This window comes from Aeromicrobium sp. Root472D3 (genome assembly GCF_001426485.1).
Lineage (GTDB): Bacteria > Actinomycetota > Actinomycetes > Propionibacteriales > Nocardioidaceae > Aeromicrobium.
The window spans coordinates 370,316-385,034 of the sequence record NZ_LMET01000002.1 but is presented as its reverse complement, the minus strand read 5'-3'; the positions used below and the strand labels follow the sequence as shown (position 1 = coordinate 385,034).

General features: G+C 72.8%; 14 protein-coding genes and 2 tRNA genes. 4 read left to right on the top strand and 12 right to left on the bottom strand.

From position 1 onward, the window contains the following. Positions 1-5 precede the first annotated feature (5 nt). The 3 genes from tig to ASD10_RS16655 all read right to left on the bottom strand — a co-directional run bounded on the left by tig (position 6) and on the right by ASD10_RS16655 (position 3,650). The gene (gene tig / locus ASD10_RS16665; protein WP_056611531.1) at positions 6-1,415 is read right to left on the bottom strand and encodes a trigger factor; all 1,410 of its coding nucleotides are present in this window, start codon (positions 1,413-1,415) and stop codon (positions 6-8) included. Between the two features lie 85 nt (positions 1,416-1,500). Next, positions 1,501-2,979 carry a HAMP domain-containing sensor histidine kinase gene (locus tag ASD10_RS16660; RefSeq protein WP_056611530.1) on the bottom strand — a complete coding sequence of 493 codons (1,479 nt, stop codon included), beginning with the start codon at positions 2,977-2,979 and terminating at the stop codon, positions 1,501-1,503. Beyond that, positions 2,976-3,650 carry a response regulator transcription factor gene (locus tag ASD10_RS16655; protein WP_056611527.1) on the bottom strand — a complete coding sequence of 225 codons (675 nt, stop codon included), beginning with the start codon at positions 3,648-3,650 and terminating at the stop codon, positions 2,976-2,978. The genes ASD10_RS16660 and ASD10_RS16655 overlap by 4 nt, the downstream gene beginning before the upstream one ends. Positions 3,651-3,797: 147 nt before the next feature. On the opposite strand from ASD10_RS16655, the gene ASD10_RS16650 reads away from it, so the two are divergent. Then, positions 3,798-4,322, top strand: a complete 525-nt coding sequence (locus ASD10_RS16650) for a hypothetical protein (RefSeq protein WP_157432707.1) — start codon at positions 3,798-3,800, stop codon at positions 4,320-4,322. An 8-nt stretch (positions 4,323-4,330) separates the two neighbouring features. Here the strand turns inward: ASD10_RS16650 and ASD10_RS16645 are convergent, their stop codons facing one another. Next, positions 4,331-5,953, bottom strand: a complete 1,623-nt coding sequence (locus ASD10_RS16645; protein ID WP_056611522.1) for an alkaline phosphatase — start codon at positions 5,951-5,953, stop codon at positions 4,331-4,333. A 156-nt stretch (positions 5,954-6,109) separates the two neighbouring features. Then, a tRNA-Pro gene (locus ASD10_RS16640) sits at positions 6,110-6,183 on the bottom strand. Between the two features lie 31 nt (positions 6,184-6,214). On the opposite strand from ASD10_RS16640, the gene ASD10_RS16635 reads away from it, so the two are divergent. After that, the gene (locus ASD10_RS16635; protein WP_200938344.1) at positions 6,215-6,754 is read left to right on the top strand and encodes a 4-amino-4-deoxy-L-arabinose transferase; all 540 of its coding nucleotides are present in this window, start codon (positions 6,215-6,217) and stop codon (positions 6,752-6,754) included. Between the two features lie 55 nt (positions 6,755-6,809). Continuing rightward, a tRNA-Gly gene (locus ASD10_RS16630) sits at positions 6,810-6,886 on the top strand. 45 nt (positions 6,887-6,931) lie between these two features. On the opposite strand, the gene ASD10_RS16625 is transcribed toward ASD10_RS16630, so the two are convergent. Genes ASD10_RS16625 through ASD10_RS16600 form a run of 6 tightly spaced genes read right to left on the bottom strand, consistent with a single transcriptional unit; the run spans position 6,932 to position 12,610 of the window. Next, on the bottom strand, positions 6,932-8,128 hold the full coding sequence (locus ASD10_RS16625; RefSeq protein ID WP_056611518.1) for a PP2C family protein-serine/threonine phosphatase: 1,197 nt from the start codon (positions 8,126-8,128) through the stop codon (positions 6,932-6,934). A 10-nt stretch (positions 8,129-8,138) separates the two neighbouring features. Further along, positions 8,139-8,948: an Fpg/Nei family DNA glycosylase gene (locus ASD10_RS16620; protein WP_056611515.1), complete on the bottom strand. Its 810-nt coding sequence runs from the start codon at positions 8,946-8,948 to the stop codon at positions 8,139-8,141. Continuing rightward, positions 8,941-9,399, bottom strand: a complete 459-nt coding sequence (locus ASD10_RS16615; protein ID WP_056611513.1) for a ribose-5-phosphate isomerase — start codon at positions 9,397-9,399, stop codon at positions 8,941-8,943. Before ASD10_RS16615 ends, ASD10_RS16620 begins: the two co-directional genes overlap by 8 nt. Before the next feature lie 26 nt (positions 9,400-9,425). Then, a complete protein-coding gene (locus ASD10_RS16610) occupies positions 9,426-11,018 on the bottom strand; it encodes a CDP-glycerol glycerophosphotransferase family protein (RefSeq protein WP_056611510.1) in 1,593 nt (530 codons plus the stop codon). A 16-nt stretch (positions 11,019-11,034) separates the two neighbouring features. Then, positions 11,035-11,931: an alpha/beta hydrolase gene (locus ASD10_RS16605; protein WP_082556356.1), complete on the bottom strand. Its 897-nt coding sequence runs from the start codon at positions 11,929-11,931 to the stop codon at positions 11,035-11,037. 34 nt (positions 11,932-11,965) lie between these two features. Continuing rightward, positions 11,966-12,610 (bottom strand): hypothetical protein, encoded by a 645-nt coding sequence (locus ASD10_RS16600; RefSeq protein WP_056611506.1) that lies wholly within the window; start codon positions 12,608-12,610, stop codon positions 11,966-11,968. A gap of 63 nt (positions 12,611-12,673) precedes the next feature. Here ASD10_RS16600 and ASD10_RS16595 point away from each other — a divergent pair, with 63 nt between their 5' ends. Next, on the top strand, positions 12,674-13,435 hold the full coding sequence (locus tag ASD10_RS16595; protein WP_056611504.1) for a hypothetical protein: 762 nt from the start codon (positions 12,674-12,676) through the stop codon (positions 13,433-13,435). On the opposite strand, the gene ASD10_RS16590 is transcribed toward ASD10_RS16595, so the two are convergent. Next, positions 13,426-14,574, bottom strand: a complete 1,149-nt coding sequence (locus tag ASD10_RS16590) for a glutamate--cysteine ligase (RefSeq protein ID WP_056611501.1) — start codon at positions 14,572-14,574, stop codon at positions 13,426-13,428. The two genes, ASD10_RS16595 and ASD10_RS16590, sit on opposite strands and share 10 nt — an antisense overlap. Between the last annotated feature and the right edge of the window lie 145 nt (positions 14,575-14,719).

The window sequence follows — 14,719 nt, the reverse complement described above, 5'->3', positions numbered from 1 at the left end:
ACGGACTACTTGGTGTCGTCGCCCTCGGCGGCGTCGGCGTCGTCGTCAGCCTGGTCGGCGTCGGACTCGTCGGCGTCGGACTCGTCGGCGAAGGTGCCGTCGGCCTGCAGGCGCGCCAGGTCGATGACGTTGCCGGACTTGTCGCTGACCTTGGCGCCCTCGACCAGCGAGGCCAGGGCCTTGCCGCGCAGCACCTCGCTGACCATCTCGGGCACGTGGTTGTGCTCCATGATGTGCTGGATGTACGAGTTCGGGTCCTCGCCCGACTGCTGGGCGCGGCGCATGATGTGCTGCGACAGCTCGTTGTCGTCGATGCCGAACTCCTGGTCGGCCACGATCTGGTCGAGCACGAACTGGGCGACCAGCGAGTCGCGGACGCGCTTCTCGAGCTCGGCCTCGAACTCGTCGACGGTCTGCTCCTCGTCGTCGAGGTACTGCTGGAACGGCACGCCGGCCATCGCGAGCTGCTGCTCGATCTGCTGGCGACGGCTCGTGAGCTCCTCGGTGACGAGGCTCTCGGGCAGCGGGGCGTCGATCTTGCTGACGATCTCGTCGAGGACGAGGTCGCGCGCCTCGTTGGCCTGCTCCATGCGCTTGCCGCGCGTGACGCGGTCGGTCAGGTCGGCCTTGAGCTCGTCGATCGTGTCGAACTCCGACGCGGTCTGGGCGAACTCCTCGTCGAGCTCGGGCAGCTGCTGCTCCTTGACGTCCTTGACCGTGACGGTGACGTCGACGTCCTGGCCCGCGAGCTCGCCGCCGACCAGCTGCGTCGTGAAGGTCTTGGTCTCGCCGGCCGACAGGCCGATGACGGCCTCGTCGAGACCGTCGAGCATCGTCGCCTTGCCGACCGTGTACGGCATGCCGGCGGCCTGCGCCTCGGGGATCTCCTCGCCGTTCTGCGCGGCCGACAGGTCGATCGTCAGGAAGTCGCCCTCGGCGACGGCGCGGTCGACCTCGGCGAACGTCGCGAAGCGCTCCTGCAGGGCCGTCAGCTGCTCGGTGACGTCGTCGTCGGAGACCTCGGCGTCCTCGACCGTGACCTCGATCGTGGAGATGTCGGGGATCGTGAGCTCGGGACGCACGTCGAGCTCGGCGGTGATCTCGATCGGCTCGCCGTCCTCGAACTTCGACAGGTCGATCTCGGGCTGGCTCAGCGGCTGGAGGTTGGTGTCCTGCAGGGCCTGGCTGTACCAGCCGGGCAGGGCGGCGTTGATGGCCTCGTCGAGGACCGGGCCGCGGCCGACGCGCTGGTCGACGATCGCCGCGGGGACCTTGCCCTTGCGGAAGCCGGGGATCGTGATCTGCGAGCCGATGGTCTTGTAGGCGGCGTCAAGACTGGGCTTGAACTCCTCGAACGGCACCTCGATGGTGAGCTTGACCCGTGTCGGGCTCAGTGTCTCGGTGGTGCTTTTCACGTGGGTGACTCCTGCATGATCTCGGTGGGGGGTCGATGTGACCCGTTGCGGCCGTGGTCGGCCGTCAAAGCGTCCCTTCAGTCTCTCATGCGAGCGATTTGACGCCGAATGCACCTGCTGGCGCGCGACGGCTCCCGGACGTCGCCGGGAGGGTCAGCCGGAAGCGGGCGCCCACGGGCGAGTCCTCGCACGTCAGCCGTCCGCCGTGCGCCTCGGCGATGCCGCGGGCCACCGGCAGGCCGAGGCCGACCCCGCCGGCGTGACGGTCGCGCCCCTCGTCGAGGCGCACCATGCGCTCGAAGATGCGCTCGCGGTCGGCGGGCGGGACGCCCGGACCGTCGTCGGTGACCTCGAGGACGACCTGCGGTCCGTCGGTGCGGACGTCGACGCGGACGTGCTCCGCGACCCGCGACGCGTTGGCGAGCAGGTTGCCGAGCACCTGCGCGACCCGGTCGGCGTCGGCCGACACCCACGCCTCGTCGCCCGTGACGTCGACGACCGTCCCGCCGAGCGGCAGGGGCCGCGAGGCCGCCGACCGTGCCGCGGCGACGAGGTCGAGCGGCTCGCGCACGAGGTCGAGGCCCTGGTCGACACGCGACATCAGCAGCATGTCGTCGACGAGCCGCGCGGCGTGCCGCGCCTCGCGGACGACCTGGACGGCCAGCATCTCCCGGTCGGCCCGCGACGTCTGGTTGCGGAGCAGGCTCTCGGCGGCGGCCTGCATGCCGGTCACGGGGGTGCGCAGCTCGTGCGCGGCGTCCGACAGGAAGTCGCGGAGCCGCTGCTCGGCCTGCAGGGCCGACTGCTCGGCCCCCTCGACCTCGTCGAGCATCTCGTCGAAGGCCGAGGCGGTGCGCCCGATGTCGGTCCGGGGACGATCGGGGCGCAGACGGCGTCCGCGGTCGCCGGACGTGATCGAGCGGGCCACGCGCGTCATGTCGTCGAGGGGCGACAGCGACCGCCTCACGACGACGGTGAGCACCGCCGCGGCGAGCAGCAGGGCCGCCGCCGACGCCGTCACGAGCACCGTGCGCAGCTGCGCCAGGGTCGCCTCGACCTGGCTGGAGTCGGCCGCGACCCGGACGATCGAGCCGTCGGTCAGCTCGGCGTCGAGCGTCAGCACCGAGCCCATCTCGACGATGCGGCCGCTGGTGGCGGTCGGATCGGGCGGGCCCGGCGTGCCGCGGCCGCGGGTCGGGGGCGGCCCGGCGGCACCGGCACCGGCGCCGGCACCGGCGCCGGGATCGGTCTGGGCGGTGATCTCCTCCGGCGACGGACCCGACGTGTGCACCTCGCCGTCCGCCGAGCGCAGGTAGGCCGAGACGCCCTGGCCCGACAGCCGGCGCACCAGCACGTCGTCGCTGACCGAGCCGCTCAGCGCCTGGGCGGTCTCGACCCGGTCCTGCAGCCGCTGCTCGATCTCACCGCGCAGCCGCGACCCCAGCGCCGTGTCGACCGCGACCCCGAGCACCAGCAGCAGGGCCGTCAGCACCAGCAGCACCGACGCGACGGTGCGGGTGCGCAGCGACCGCGTGCGCACCCGCTCCCGGACCGAGGTCCTCACGCGGCCCTCAGGACGTAGCCGATGCCGCGGACGGTCTGGATGAGACGCGGTCCGCCCCGCTCCTCGAGCTTGCGCCGCAGCGAGCTGACGTGGACCTCGACGAGGTTGGGGTCGTAGCTGTCGTAGCCCCACACCTGCGTCAGGATCTGGGTCTTCGACAGCGTGCGGCCCCGCTCCCCCGCGAGGAACGCGAGGAGCCGCAGCTCGGTGCCCGTCAGGGTCACCGGCTCGCCGGCGCGCACGACGGCGCCGGCGTCGAGGTCGAGCAGCAGGTCGCCGATCTCGACGACGCCGGGAGCCCGGCCGCGGCGACGCAGGATCGCGGTCATGCGGGCCACGAGCTCGGCCATCACGAAGGGCTTGGCCAGGTAGTCGTCGACGCCGACGCCGAAGCCCCGCAGCTTGTCGTCGACGCCGTCGCGGGCCGTCAGCAGGATCATGCCCGCGTCGCCCGACGCCGACACGACCCGGGCCAGCTCGATCCCCGAGCGTCCCGGGAGCATCCAGTCGAGCACGACGAGATCGGGCCGGAACGTGCCGAGCAGCTGCTCGAGCCCCTCGCCGTCGGGCACGGCCGCCGCGACCCAGCCGCGCGACTCCACCGCCGCGACGAGGGCCGATCGGATCGTGTCGTCGTCCTCGACGACCAGGACGCGGGCGGGGTTGACCATGCCCCCATCCTGGTCACCGCGGCTGAAGCCTGGCTGAAGAAGACCTGTCCCCGACCTGTGCTTCAGGTCGGCTTCAGCCTGGGTGCCCATCGTCGGTGGAGAGGCACCAGAGCGGTGCCACGGAAGGACACCATGAACGACAACGGCATGAACGACACCGCCCCCCTCGAGCCCGTCCCGCCGACGCCGAAGAAGTCCGCCCCGCGCCGCCGCACGATGCTGCTCGTGGGAGCGGCCGCCGCCGTCGGCGTCACGGCCCTGGGCGTCACGGCGGCCGTGGCCGGCTCGTCCGGTCCCGCGCCGACCGCCGCGTCCCGCACCTACGCCGCCCAGGACGCGGAGGGGGCGACCCCGCCCACCCCGGGCGCCGAGGGCGGCAAGGGCGCGCCGGCCGCGGAGGGCTCGACGCCGGCGGCCCCGGAGGGCTGCGGACCGGACGCCAAGGGGCCCGGACCGAAGGGTGACGGACCCAAGGGTGACGGACCCAAGGGTGACGCCAAGGTGCCCGCGGGTGAGGGCCCGGCGAAGGGCGAGGGCCCGAAGGCCCCCGGGGCCGAGGGCGACGAGCGCCCCACGCCGCCGGCCGACGGCGAGAAGCCGCAGCCGCCGAAGGCGCCGAAGGACGGCTCCGCGCCGACCCCGCCCGCACCGAGGACCGACGCCGCCGAGTAGGACGTCGGTCAGGCCGGCACCGGGGAGCGCACGGGTCCGACCCGTGCGCTCCCGGCGGTCACGGCCCACGACGCGATGACGTGCGTCGTGGCCCGCGGGTCGCGGCGGTCGCTGATCGCGTGCCAGTCCATCTGCAGCCGGTCGTCCGTCACGTGCAGCACCGTGAAGCCGTGGTCGTCCAGGTTGACCCAGCGGACGTGGGGGTTGACCTCCTGGATCGCCGCCTCCATCACCAGTGACGTCGTCCGGGGCCGCGTCCCCATGAAGTCGTCGACGTTGTTGCTGGTCAACGAGCTGCACACCAGCTCGACGGCCATCGGTCGACCCGTCCGCGGCGACGGGACCTCGGTCGCCCAGGCCGAGTGCACGTCCCCGGTCAGGAACACCGTGTCGGTGACGCCGTCGTCCTCGAGGCGTCCCAGCAGCCGGTCCCGGTCGGACGTGTACCCGTTCCACGTGTCGGTGTTGGGCTCGGCGGTGCCGCGGCTCACGAAGCCGATGTGCTCGCTCATCGCGTCCTGCTCGGCCTGCGGGCGCGGCGGCATCATGACCGGCGCCACCATGACGGGGTTGCCGACGAGCTTCCAGCGGCACGGCGACGTGCTGAGGTTGTCGCCGAGCCACGCGAGCTGGTGCTCGCCCGCGATCGTCCGGCCGACGTCGTCGATCGCGGGGTCGCCCGGGTCGACCCGCTCGCTGCGGTAGCTCCGCAGGTCGAGCATCGACAGGTCGACGAGCCGGCCGAACTGCAGCCGGCGGTAGATGCGCTCGCCGTCGCCCGCGACGGCGGTGCCCGAGATGCGCACGGGCATCCACTCGTCGTACGCCCGGTGGGCCGCGCGGACGCGCCGCCGCCACGGCCCCTCGGTCGCGGGCTGGTGCTCGAACGCGCCGCCCGACCAGTTGCCGTCGGCCACCTCGTGGTCGTCCCACGTGACGACGAACGGCACCGCAGCGTGCAGCGCCTGCAGGTCGGGATCGGTCTTGTACTGCGCGTGCCGCCGGCGGTAGTCGCGCAGGCTGACGGTCTCGCGCTGGGGGTCGTGCAGGCGGACGTCGACCTGGTCGTGGCCGTAGGAGTACTTGCCGGGCTGGTACTCGTAGAGGTAGTCGCCGAGGTGGATCACGGCGTCGAGGTCGCCGCGCTCGGCCAGGTGCCGGTACGACGTGAACCAGCCGGCCTGCCAGTTGGCGCACGAGACGACGCCGAAGCGCAGCGCGTCGGGCGCGTCGCCCGGCGCGGGCGCCGTGCGCGTGCGGCCCGTCGGCGACACGTGCACGTCCCAGACGAACCGGTAGCGGTAGTCGGTGCCGGGCTCGAGACCCGTCGCGTCGACCTTGACGGTGTGGTCCTGCCGCGGCCCCGTGCGCACCGAGCCGCTCGCCACGACGTCGTCGAACCCGTCGTCGCGGGCGACCTCCCAGACGACGTCGACGTCCGGACCCCGACCGGCACCGGGGAGGCACTCGGCCGTCGGCGTGACCCGCGTCCAGAGCACGACGGCGTCGGGGAGCGGGTCGCCCGAGGCCACGCCGTGCCCGAACACCCGGGGCGGGGCGGACGACGCGGACGTCGCGATCGCGGCCGGGCCGATGACGCCCAGCCCCGCGGCGACGCCGACACCACTCATCAGGAACCTACGGCGGCCGAGTAGATCAGCCGATGCGCTGCTCACGTACCTCAGTGCCGCAGACCAGCACGTCCTGCGCGACAGGTGCCGGTGAACGTCGGGCGTCGGGTCGGCGTCGGTTCGACCCCCGGCGCCGGGGGTCGGGTGCCCGGTGTGTCGGGATGACAGGATTCGAACCTGCGACCTCACCGCCCCAAACGGCGCGCGCTACCAAGCTGCGCTACATCCCGTAGCCGCGTCAGTCTAGTGGACACTGGAGGCGTGGCATCCCACCGGTACGAGCCCGTCCTGGCCCACCTCGCGACCCGCGGGCCCGCGTGCGGCACGACGACCGTCGTGGCCGTCGACGGTCCGAGCGGTGCGGGCAAGACCAGCTTCGTCGCGGGCCTCGCGGACCTCACCGGGGCCGACGTCCTGCACCTGGAGGACCTCTACCCCGGCTGGCACGGGCTGGCCACGACGCCGGACGTCGTCGCGCGGGTGCTCGCGTCGGTCGCGGTCGGCGACACCGGCACGGCCCACCGGTGGGACTGGGCAGCCGGCGTCCCGGGGCCGCTGCTGCACGTGCCGCCGGCGCGCCTGCTGCTGCTCGACGGGGTGGGCAGCGGGGCGTCGGTCGTCCGCCCCTTCCTGAGCCTGCTGATCTGGCTCGAGGCGCCCGCCGACGTCCGCAAGGAGCGCGCGCTGAGCCGCGACGGCGAGACGTTCGCGCCGTTCTGGGACGTCTGGGCCGAGCAGGAGGCCCGCCACTTCGCGGCCGAGGGCACCCGCGGTCGCGCCGACCTCGTCGTCCGCACCTAGCGACAGGGCCCGGTGCGTCGTGTGGCATCATGGTTCCGCTGCTTCGGCAGCACCTGCGGACGTAACTCAATTGGCTAGAGTCTCTGCCTTCCAAGCAGAATGTTGCGAGTTCGAGTCTCGTCGTCCGCTCCACCGAAGGGCCCCTCGTCGAGGGGCCCTTCGTCGTTCCCGCACCGCTCAGGCGTCCTGGTGCGTCGCGGCCGGGTCGTCGGGCGAGACGGGCGAGACGGGCGCGGCGACGGCGACGGCGGTGCGGTTGAGGATCAGCACGGCGCGGTCGTCGTCGCCGGCCGTGACCTGCTTGATGATCTTGCGCGAAGCCTGGTCGAACCCCTTCGCGACGATGTCGCCGGCCGTCGCGCGGAGCCACTCGATGCCCGACGTGAAGTCCTGCGTGCGGGTCTCGACGACACCGTCGGTGTAGAACATGAGCGCGTCGCCGACGCCCAGCGTGCCGGTCGTCTGGTGGAAGTCGGCGAGCTTGGTGATGCCGAGGGCGGTCCCCCGCGCACCGTCGACGACCCAGTCGCGGTCCGCGGCCTCCCAGCGCAGCGCCGGCGGGTGCCCCGCGTTGGTGATCGAGTAGTCGCCCGTCCGCAGGTCGATCAGCACGTGCACCGCCGTCGCGAAGCCCTCGTCCCACTTCTGCCGCAGCAGGAAGTCGTTGCCGGCCGAGAACAAACCCAGGGGTGGCAGCGCGCCGATCAGGCCGCCGAGAGCCCCCGCGAACTGCAGCGACTGCGTGCCGGCCGCGACGCCCTTGCCGCACACGTCGACCATGACCATCTCGAGCCGGGTCTCGTCGTCCGAGAGGTTGGCCACCAGGAAGTCGCCCGCGAACTGGGTGCCGCCCGACGACACCATGGCCGACTGCGCCGACCAGCCCTCCGGCAGCACCGGCACGACGCCCTGCGCCTGCAGGCGGTCGCGCAGGTCGACCAGCATCGCCTCGCCGAGCGGCCCCGGGAGCCCGCTGCGGTGCCGGCTCGACTCGAACAGCACCAGGGTCGCGACGACCGCCATCGTGACGAGCGTGCTGATGCGGCCGCCGGTGATGCCCGGCTGCCCGGCGTCGACCGCGCGCAGGTACTCGTTCGTCACGGTCACGGCGACGCACACCACGATGAACAGCACCAGCGTCAGCAGGGGCCGGTAGCGCAGCAGCATCGTGCCCAGCAGCAGCGGGATGACGAACGTCGGCGCCGGGAACGTCGAGTAGGTCACGAGCGATCCGGCCAGGATGACGACCGCGAGGGCCACCAGCGCCACGAGCACCGCGACCTGGCCCTCGCTCGTGCCGGTGCGCCACCGCACGATCCGCTGGTCGAGGTACCCCGCCACGGAGGGCAGGGCTCGGCGCAGACGGGACGTCACCTGCTCGAGCCTAATCGCGTTGCTGGCAGGACGGGCACCAAAAGAGGTTTCTGCCCGCGAGGACGCTCGTGACGACGGGCGTGCCGCAGACCAGGCACGGCAGGCCCGTGCGCCGGTACACGTACGACTCGCCCCCGCGCCGCCGCCGTCCGCGCCCCGCGGGGCCCTGCGAGTCGTCCGGGCGGACCGTGAGGATGCGGCCCTTGGCGACGCCGACCTTCATGAGCTCGACGATGTCGTCCCACATCGCGTTCCAGACGCTCTCGTCGAGCTCGCGTCCCGGTGTCGTGGGGTCGACGCCGTGGCGGAACAGCAGCTCGGCCCGGTAGACGTTGCCGATGCCCGCGATGACGGCCTGGTCCATCAGCAGCGTCGCGATCGGTGCCCGGGAGGCGTGGATGCGTCGCCAGGCCCGTCCGGGATCGGCGTCCTTGCGCAGGGGGTCCGGCCCGAGCCGGCCCAGCAGGGCGTCGACGGCCGGCGGGTCGAGCAGCTCGCAGGCCGTGGGACCCCGCAGGTCGGCGGTCACCCCCGGCGCGGTCAGCCGCCACCGCACCTGCCCGACCACGGGAACGTCGTCGGAGCGCGTGACGGTGAACTTGCCGTAGAGGCCGAGATGGACGTGCACCGTGGCGTCCGTCGCCTCGACCGGCACCAGGAGGTGCTTGCCCCACGCCTGGGCGCGCCCGAAGGTCGTGCCGTCGACGAGGGCGGCACCGACGGCGAACCGTCCCTGCGGGCTCGACGAGCCCACCACCTGCCGTCCGAACGTGCGGTTCAGCGTGCGGGCCAGCCGGTGGAGCGTGTGTCCCTCAGGCAAACCGGCCGGTCTTCTCGTAGGCCAGGAGCATGTCGATGCGACGCTGGTGGCGCGCGGCCTCGCTCCACGGCGTCGTCAGGAAGGCCTCGACGATCGCGGTGGCCTCGTCGGCCGTGTGCATGCGGGCACCCACGGCGACGACCTGGGCGTTGTTGTGCTGACGGGCCAGCGACGCCGTCTCGGTGCTCCAGGCCAGCGCCGCGCGGGCACCCTCGACCTTGTTGGCCGCGATCTGCTCGCCGTTGCCCGAGCCACCGATCACCACCGCGAGCGAGCCGGGCTCGGCGACCGCGGCCGCCGCGGCGGCGACGCAGAACGGCGGGTAGTCGTCCTCGGCGTCGTAGGCGTGCGCGCCGTGGTCGACGGGCTCGTGGCCGTTGTCGGTCAGCCAGGCGATGAGGTGGGTCTTGAGCTCGAAGCCGGCGTGGTCGGCGGCGATGTGGATGCGCATGGGGTCCAGTGTTCCAGCCCCCACCGTCACGGTGCGACCCCGGCGAAGCGCTCGTGGAAGTAGGCGGCGAAGGCCTCCGCCGACTCGCGCCCCGTGAAGCCCCCGAGGACCCGCACCCGCAGCTCGTCGCGCGGACCGCGCATCGAGTCGGGACCGAGCATGTCGGCGATCACCTCGTGGGCGTCCTCGAGGTCTCGCGTGAGGACGTAGGCCCCCCGCGCGACGGGGAACCGGTCGCGGAACTCGTCGACCGGCCACTTGGTGCTGACCATCGCGTACGGCTTGCCCGACTGCAGCCAGTCGGACACCACGCTCGACACGTCGGACACGAGGGCGTCGGCGCGGTTCATGCACTCGTTGAGCGACCACGTGCGGTTCGGCAGGTCGCCGATGAGGTGACGGCCGGGCGTGTCGGGGTCCTGCGTGTCGAGCGCCAGCACGACCTCGGTGCGCCGCACGAAGTGCTCGAGCCGCGGGTGGCGCTTCGACAGGGGGTGGGGACGGAAGATGACGTCGGCGCCGGCCTCGATCAGCGCCTCGACGATCTCGGCACCGAACCGCAGGGACGAGAAGTTGACCCGCATGCGCTTGCCCTGCCAGGTCGGCGCGTAGAGCACGACCGGGCGCTCGACGTCGGTGATGCTGCGCGTCGCCGCCTCGATCTCCTGCACCTGCGGGCGCCCCAGGACGACGAACTTCTCGGCCGGGATCCGGACCCCGCCCGTCGCGTACCGCTCGATCGCGGCGGTGCCCGAGACGACCAGCAGGTCGTAGTCGGCGTGCCGGCCGAACACGCTCGCCGGCTTGTCGGAGTCGCCGTGCCCCAGCCACACGTGCGTGACCTTCTTGATCGCCATGTACCGGTAGTTCGACTTGGCGTTGTGCAGGTAGAAGAAGTACCGGAGCGTCGGCACGACCAGCACCTGCAGGTCGCGGACCGCGTCGGTGCTCAGCTGGACGAACGGGGACGTCAGGTCGGTGTTCTCGCGCAGGTACTCGCAGTACTTCTCGCGGTAGTTGAACACGACCCCCGGGAAGCCCGCGCTGAGCAGCGGGTCCTCCCACATCGTCAGGTGCGTCGGACCGCCGCCGTAGCCCGCGTAGGCGATCGCGAAGCGCGGCTGGTGGGCGGCGAGCGCGCGGGCGATCGCGACGGTGCGGCGCCGGACGACGACCATGTAGAGCGCGACGCGGCCGGCGAGCACCACGACGGCCGTCAGCGGCACCGCGACGAACGCCGGGCCGAGCCCGGCCGCGACGGCCAGCAGCGTCAGCGGGCCGGCGATCCTGCTGCCGATCACCCACGGGCCCATGTCGGGGTGGTCGGTCGGGCAGGGGCCGTGGGCGTCGCCGGGGACGCCGGGCAGCCCGTGCGCGTGGGGTGCCGGGGCGGGACGGCGCAGGGCCACGACGGTCAGGACCGTCGCGGCGACCGTCGCGACGACGTCGAGCACGCCCGGCGCGCCGTCGACCAGGGCGTGCACGCCGAGCGCCAGCACGAGCAGGACCGTCGCGACGCCCCACACCAGTGCGGTCGCGCCGCGCCTGAACTTGAGGCTGATGCGGTGCCGGTGGATGAAGTCGGCACGCTGGCGGGCGTAGGAGGACTGGTCTGGCACCCGCTCAGTATGCCAGTCAGCGACGGCGTGACCGGTGGGCGTCGAGCAGCGCGCCGACCACCGTGACGGTCGACCGCGACGCGTCGAACAGCGCCGGCTGGCGCCAGAACGAGTGGACCATCCCGAGCGCCCGGTGCGCGAGGACGTCGACGCCGGCCTCGGCGAGGCGTGCGGCGTGCTCCTCGCCCTGGTCGCGCAGCACGTCGTGCTCGGCGGTCACGACGTAGGCGGGCGGCTGGCCCGACAGGTCGGTCGCCCGCGCGGGCGACACGTCCGGGAGGTCGGCGAGGTCGCCCGGCGCGTAGGCGTCCCAGAACCAGTCCATCGTCGGACCGTCGAGAGCGGCGGTGCCCAGCCCGGTCGGCAGCTCGGCGCGACGGTCGACCGGCGGGTAGAGCAGCACCTGGGCGTCGACCGCACCGGCGTCGCGCACGCACAGGCCCGCGACGAGGTTGGCGCCCGACGAGTCGCCGATCGCGGGCATGAACGACGCGTCGACCCGGTGCCCCCGGTCGTGCTCCCGGAGCCAGGCCCCGGCGGTCTGGACGTCGTCGAGCGGCGCGGGGTACGGGTGCTCGGGGGCGCGGCGGTAGTCGACGGCCAGCAGGGCCCACCCCGTCTGGTGGGCGAGGTGGCGGCAGAACGCGTCGTGCGTCTCGAGGTCGTGCAGCACCCACCCGCCTCCGTGCACGTACAGCGCGACCGGCGCGCCCTGACGCGGGCGGTACAGACGGCACGGCACCCCGTCGGCGTCGACGTCGACGACGTGGTCGAGCCCGATGCGCGGCCCCGCCAGGGCCGCCTTGCGGGCGTCGGACCGCAGGGCGCGGACGACCTCGAGCGTCATCTCGACGTCGTCCGCGCCCTCGCCCATGGCCTCGAGGAGAGCGCGCGACTGGGGGTGCAGGGTCATGCGGCCAGCCTAGGCCCGCCGACCCCCTCGCCGACTAGCTGAAGTCGAGGTCGCCCTTGCGGGTGCGCTTGAGCTCGAAGAAGTCGGGGAAGCCCGCGAGCAGCCGCGCGCCGTCGAAGACCGAGCCGGCGGTCTCTCCCTTGGGGATGCTCTGCAGCACCGGACCGAAGAACGCGATGCCCGCGATCTCGATGACGGGGGTGCCGACGTCCTCGCCGACCTTGTCGATGCCGACCTGGTGCGAGGCGCGGACGGCGTCGTCGAGCGACGAGTCGTCGGCGGCCCGGGCGAGCTCGGCCGGGAGGCCGATCTCGTCGAGCACGGCGGCGAACAGCTCGGGCGTGAACTCCTGCTGCTCGTTGTGCTTCTTGGTGCCGATCGCGGTGTAGTAGTCGCGCAGCGCCTGCTGGCCGTGCTGCTGCTCGATCGCGATCGCCAGGCGGACGGGGCCCCATCCGCGCTTCATCATGTCCTGGTACTCCTCGGGCAGGTCGCGACCCTCGTTGAGCACCGACAGGCTCATGACGTGGAAGTGCGTCTCGACGTCGCGCACCGTCTCGACCTCCAGCATCCAGCGGGAGGTGATCCAGGCGAACGGGCACAGGGGGTCGAACCAGAAGTCGACGATCTCGGTGGACGAGTCGGTGGTCTCGGGCGCGGTCGTGTCAGGAGAGGTCATGACAGGTGCAACACCGGACGTCCCGCTCGCATTTCCTCGACCGGCCGGTGGTTGGATCGGCGCATGTCGTCGCGACGGTTCGCCGCCCACCCCGTGCGCATCACGTGGTGGGCCGAGGACCGTTCGGTCGAGCACCGCTTCTGCGCGAGCCTCGTCGCACTCGACGGCGGCCCCGACGAGGTGCTGGTCGACGAGCACCGTCGAGTCGTCGCCCTGGGCACGGTCGGCGCCCTGCAGGACCGGGCACGTGCGCTGGGGCACGAGCTCGTCGTCGACCGGCCGCGAGGGCCGGACGTCGACGTCGTCGGATCGACCGCTCGGGTGGTACGCCGACCCACGGAGGCGGACTGCGCCGCCCTCGACGACGCCTGGAGCTTCCTGGCCGAGGTGAGCCGGTCGACCGGTCGGACCATGGGCTTTCGCGGGAGGGACGCCGAGACCGCCGGCCGCACGATCCTGTGGGGGTCGGGGGTGCTGCGCCCGGCGTCGGCACCGCCGTGGACGCCCGTGCTGTCGGACCGCGAGCGGCGCAAGCTGCACCAGGTGCTGCGGCGCGGCACGAGCAACCTCGCCCGGGTCATCGGCAGCACCGGCACCGCACGCTTCGAACGGCTGACCGCGGCGGTCAACGAGGCCGATCCGGCCGGCCTGGTCGCCATGGGCTGCCCGTACTACGAGTACCGCCCCGAGGTCGACGACCTGCTCGCGCTCACCGAGGCGACGCCGCAGGACGTCCAGGCCGTCTTCGACCGCTGGTTCGACGGACTCGTCGACCTGGCACCCGGGACGGCGCAGCGGCTGGCGGCCGCGGTGCGTCAGGGCTGACGCACCGGACGTCCCGCTCGCATCTCCTCGACCAGCGATCCGACGACGGCGTCGAGCTCGCCGCCGTTCAGGGCCGCCACGCGGCGCTGCCGCTGGTACGAGGCTCCCCCCGCGATGATGTCGTGGATGCCGCCGAGCTCGTCGACGCAGCCGAGCCGCTCGGCGACCGGCTCGAGGCGCTCGAGCAGGCGGTGCAGATCGGTCGTGATGAGGTCCTCGTGACCGTTCTTGTCGAGGATCAGGATCGCGTCCATGCCGTACCGGGCCGACCGCCACTTGTTCTCCTGGGCGAACCACGGCGGGATCGTGGGCAGCTCGCGGCCCGCGTCGAGCTCGGACGAGAAGTGCTCGACCAGGCAGTGCGTCAGCGCCGAGACGCTCATGAGCTCGGACATCGTCGGGATGCCGTCGCACACGCGCACCTCGAGCGTCCCGAACTTGGGCGACGGCCGCAGGTCCCACCGGATCTCGTCGAAGACGTCGATGACGCCCGTGTGCAGCATGTCGTCGACGTAGCCCTCGAGCTGGCTCCACTGCTCGAACTGGAACGGCAGCCCCGCGGTCGGCAGCTGCTGGAACATCAGGGCCCGGTTGGACGCGTAGCCCGTCTCCTTGCCGCCCCAGAACGGCGACGACGCGCTCAGCGCCTGCAGGTGCCCGTAGTAGGCCAGCATCGCGCGGCTGATCGGCAGCACCTTGTCGCGGTCCTCGATGCCGACGTGCACGTGGACGCCGTAGATCAGCATCTGGCGGCCCCACCACTGCGTGCGGTCGATCAGCGTCGCGTAGCGCTCCTTGTCGGTGACCTTCTGGTGCGTCCAGTTCGCGAACGGGTGCGTGCCGGCGCACATCAGCTCGACCCGCAGGGGGTCGGTGACCTCGCGGATCTCGTCGATCGCCCGCTGCAGGTCGGCGCCGGCCTCGGCGACGGTGTGGCACACGCCCGACACGACCTCGACGGTGTTGAGCAGGAGCTCCTGGCGGATGTGCGGGTGCTGGTCGAGACCCTCGGGGTGCACCTCGTCGAGGACGGTCTGCGCGACCTGGCGCAGGTCGCCCGAGTCGGAGTCGACCAGGGCGAGCTCCCACTCGATGCCGACGGTGGAGCGCTCGGACGTGGCGAACGGGATCTGGGCCATGCCTCCATCCTGCCTGAGCGCGCCCGGTCGGCCCGCCTCGCATCCGGCGCCTGCGGCGCGTCACGCACACGCTTCGCTGGCGCGTGGCCTCCGCTCGCGCGCTGAGCGCGCTCGGTCGGCCACGCCTCGCCCGTGTCGTGGGCAC

Excerpts from the sequence above, each read along its gene's own strand:
- ASD10_RS16655 (WP_056611527.1), bottom strand. The coding sequence starts at position 3,650 with ATGGTCAACCCCGCCCGCGTCCTGGTCGTCGAGGACGACGACACGATC.
- ASD10_RS16650 (WP_157432707.1), top strand. The coding sequence starts at position 3,798 with ATGAACGACACCGCCCCCCTCGAGCCCGTCCCGCCGACGCCGAAGAAG.
- ASD10_RS16645 (WP_056611522.1), bottom strand. The coding sequence starts at position 5,953 with ATGAGTGGTGTCGGCGTCGCCGCGGGGCTGGGCGTCATCGGCCCGGCC.
- ASD10_RS16615 (WP_056611513.1), bottom strand. The coding sequence starts at position 9,399 with ATGCGCATCCACATCGCCGCCGACCACGCCGGCTTCGAGCTCAAGACC.
- ASD10_RS16605 (WP_082556356.1), bottom strand. The coding sequence starts at position 11,931 with ATGACCCTGCACCCCCAGTCGCGCGCTCTCCTCGAGGCCATGGGCGAG.
- ASD10_RS16600 (WP_056611506.1), bottom strand. The coding sequence starts at position 12,610 with ATGACCTCTCCTGACACGACCGCGCCCGAGACCACCGACTCGTCCACC.
- ASD10_RS16595 (WP_056611504.1), top strand. The coding sequence starts at position 12,674 with ATGTCGTCGCGACGGTTCGCCGCCCACCCCGTGCGCATCACGTGGTGG.
- ASD10_RS16590 (WP_056611501.1), bottom strand. The coding sequence starts at position 14,574 with ATGGCCCAGATCCCGTTCGCCACGTCCGAGCGCTCCACCGTCGGCATC.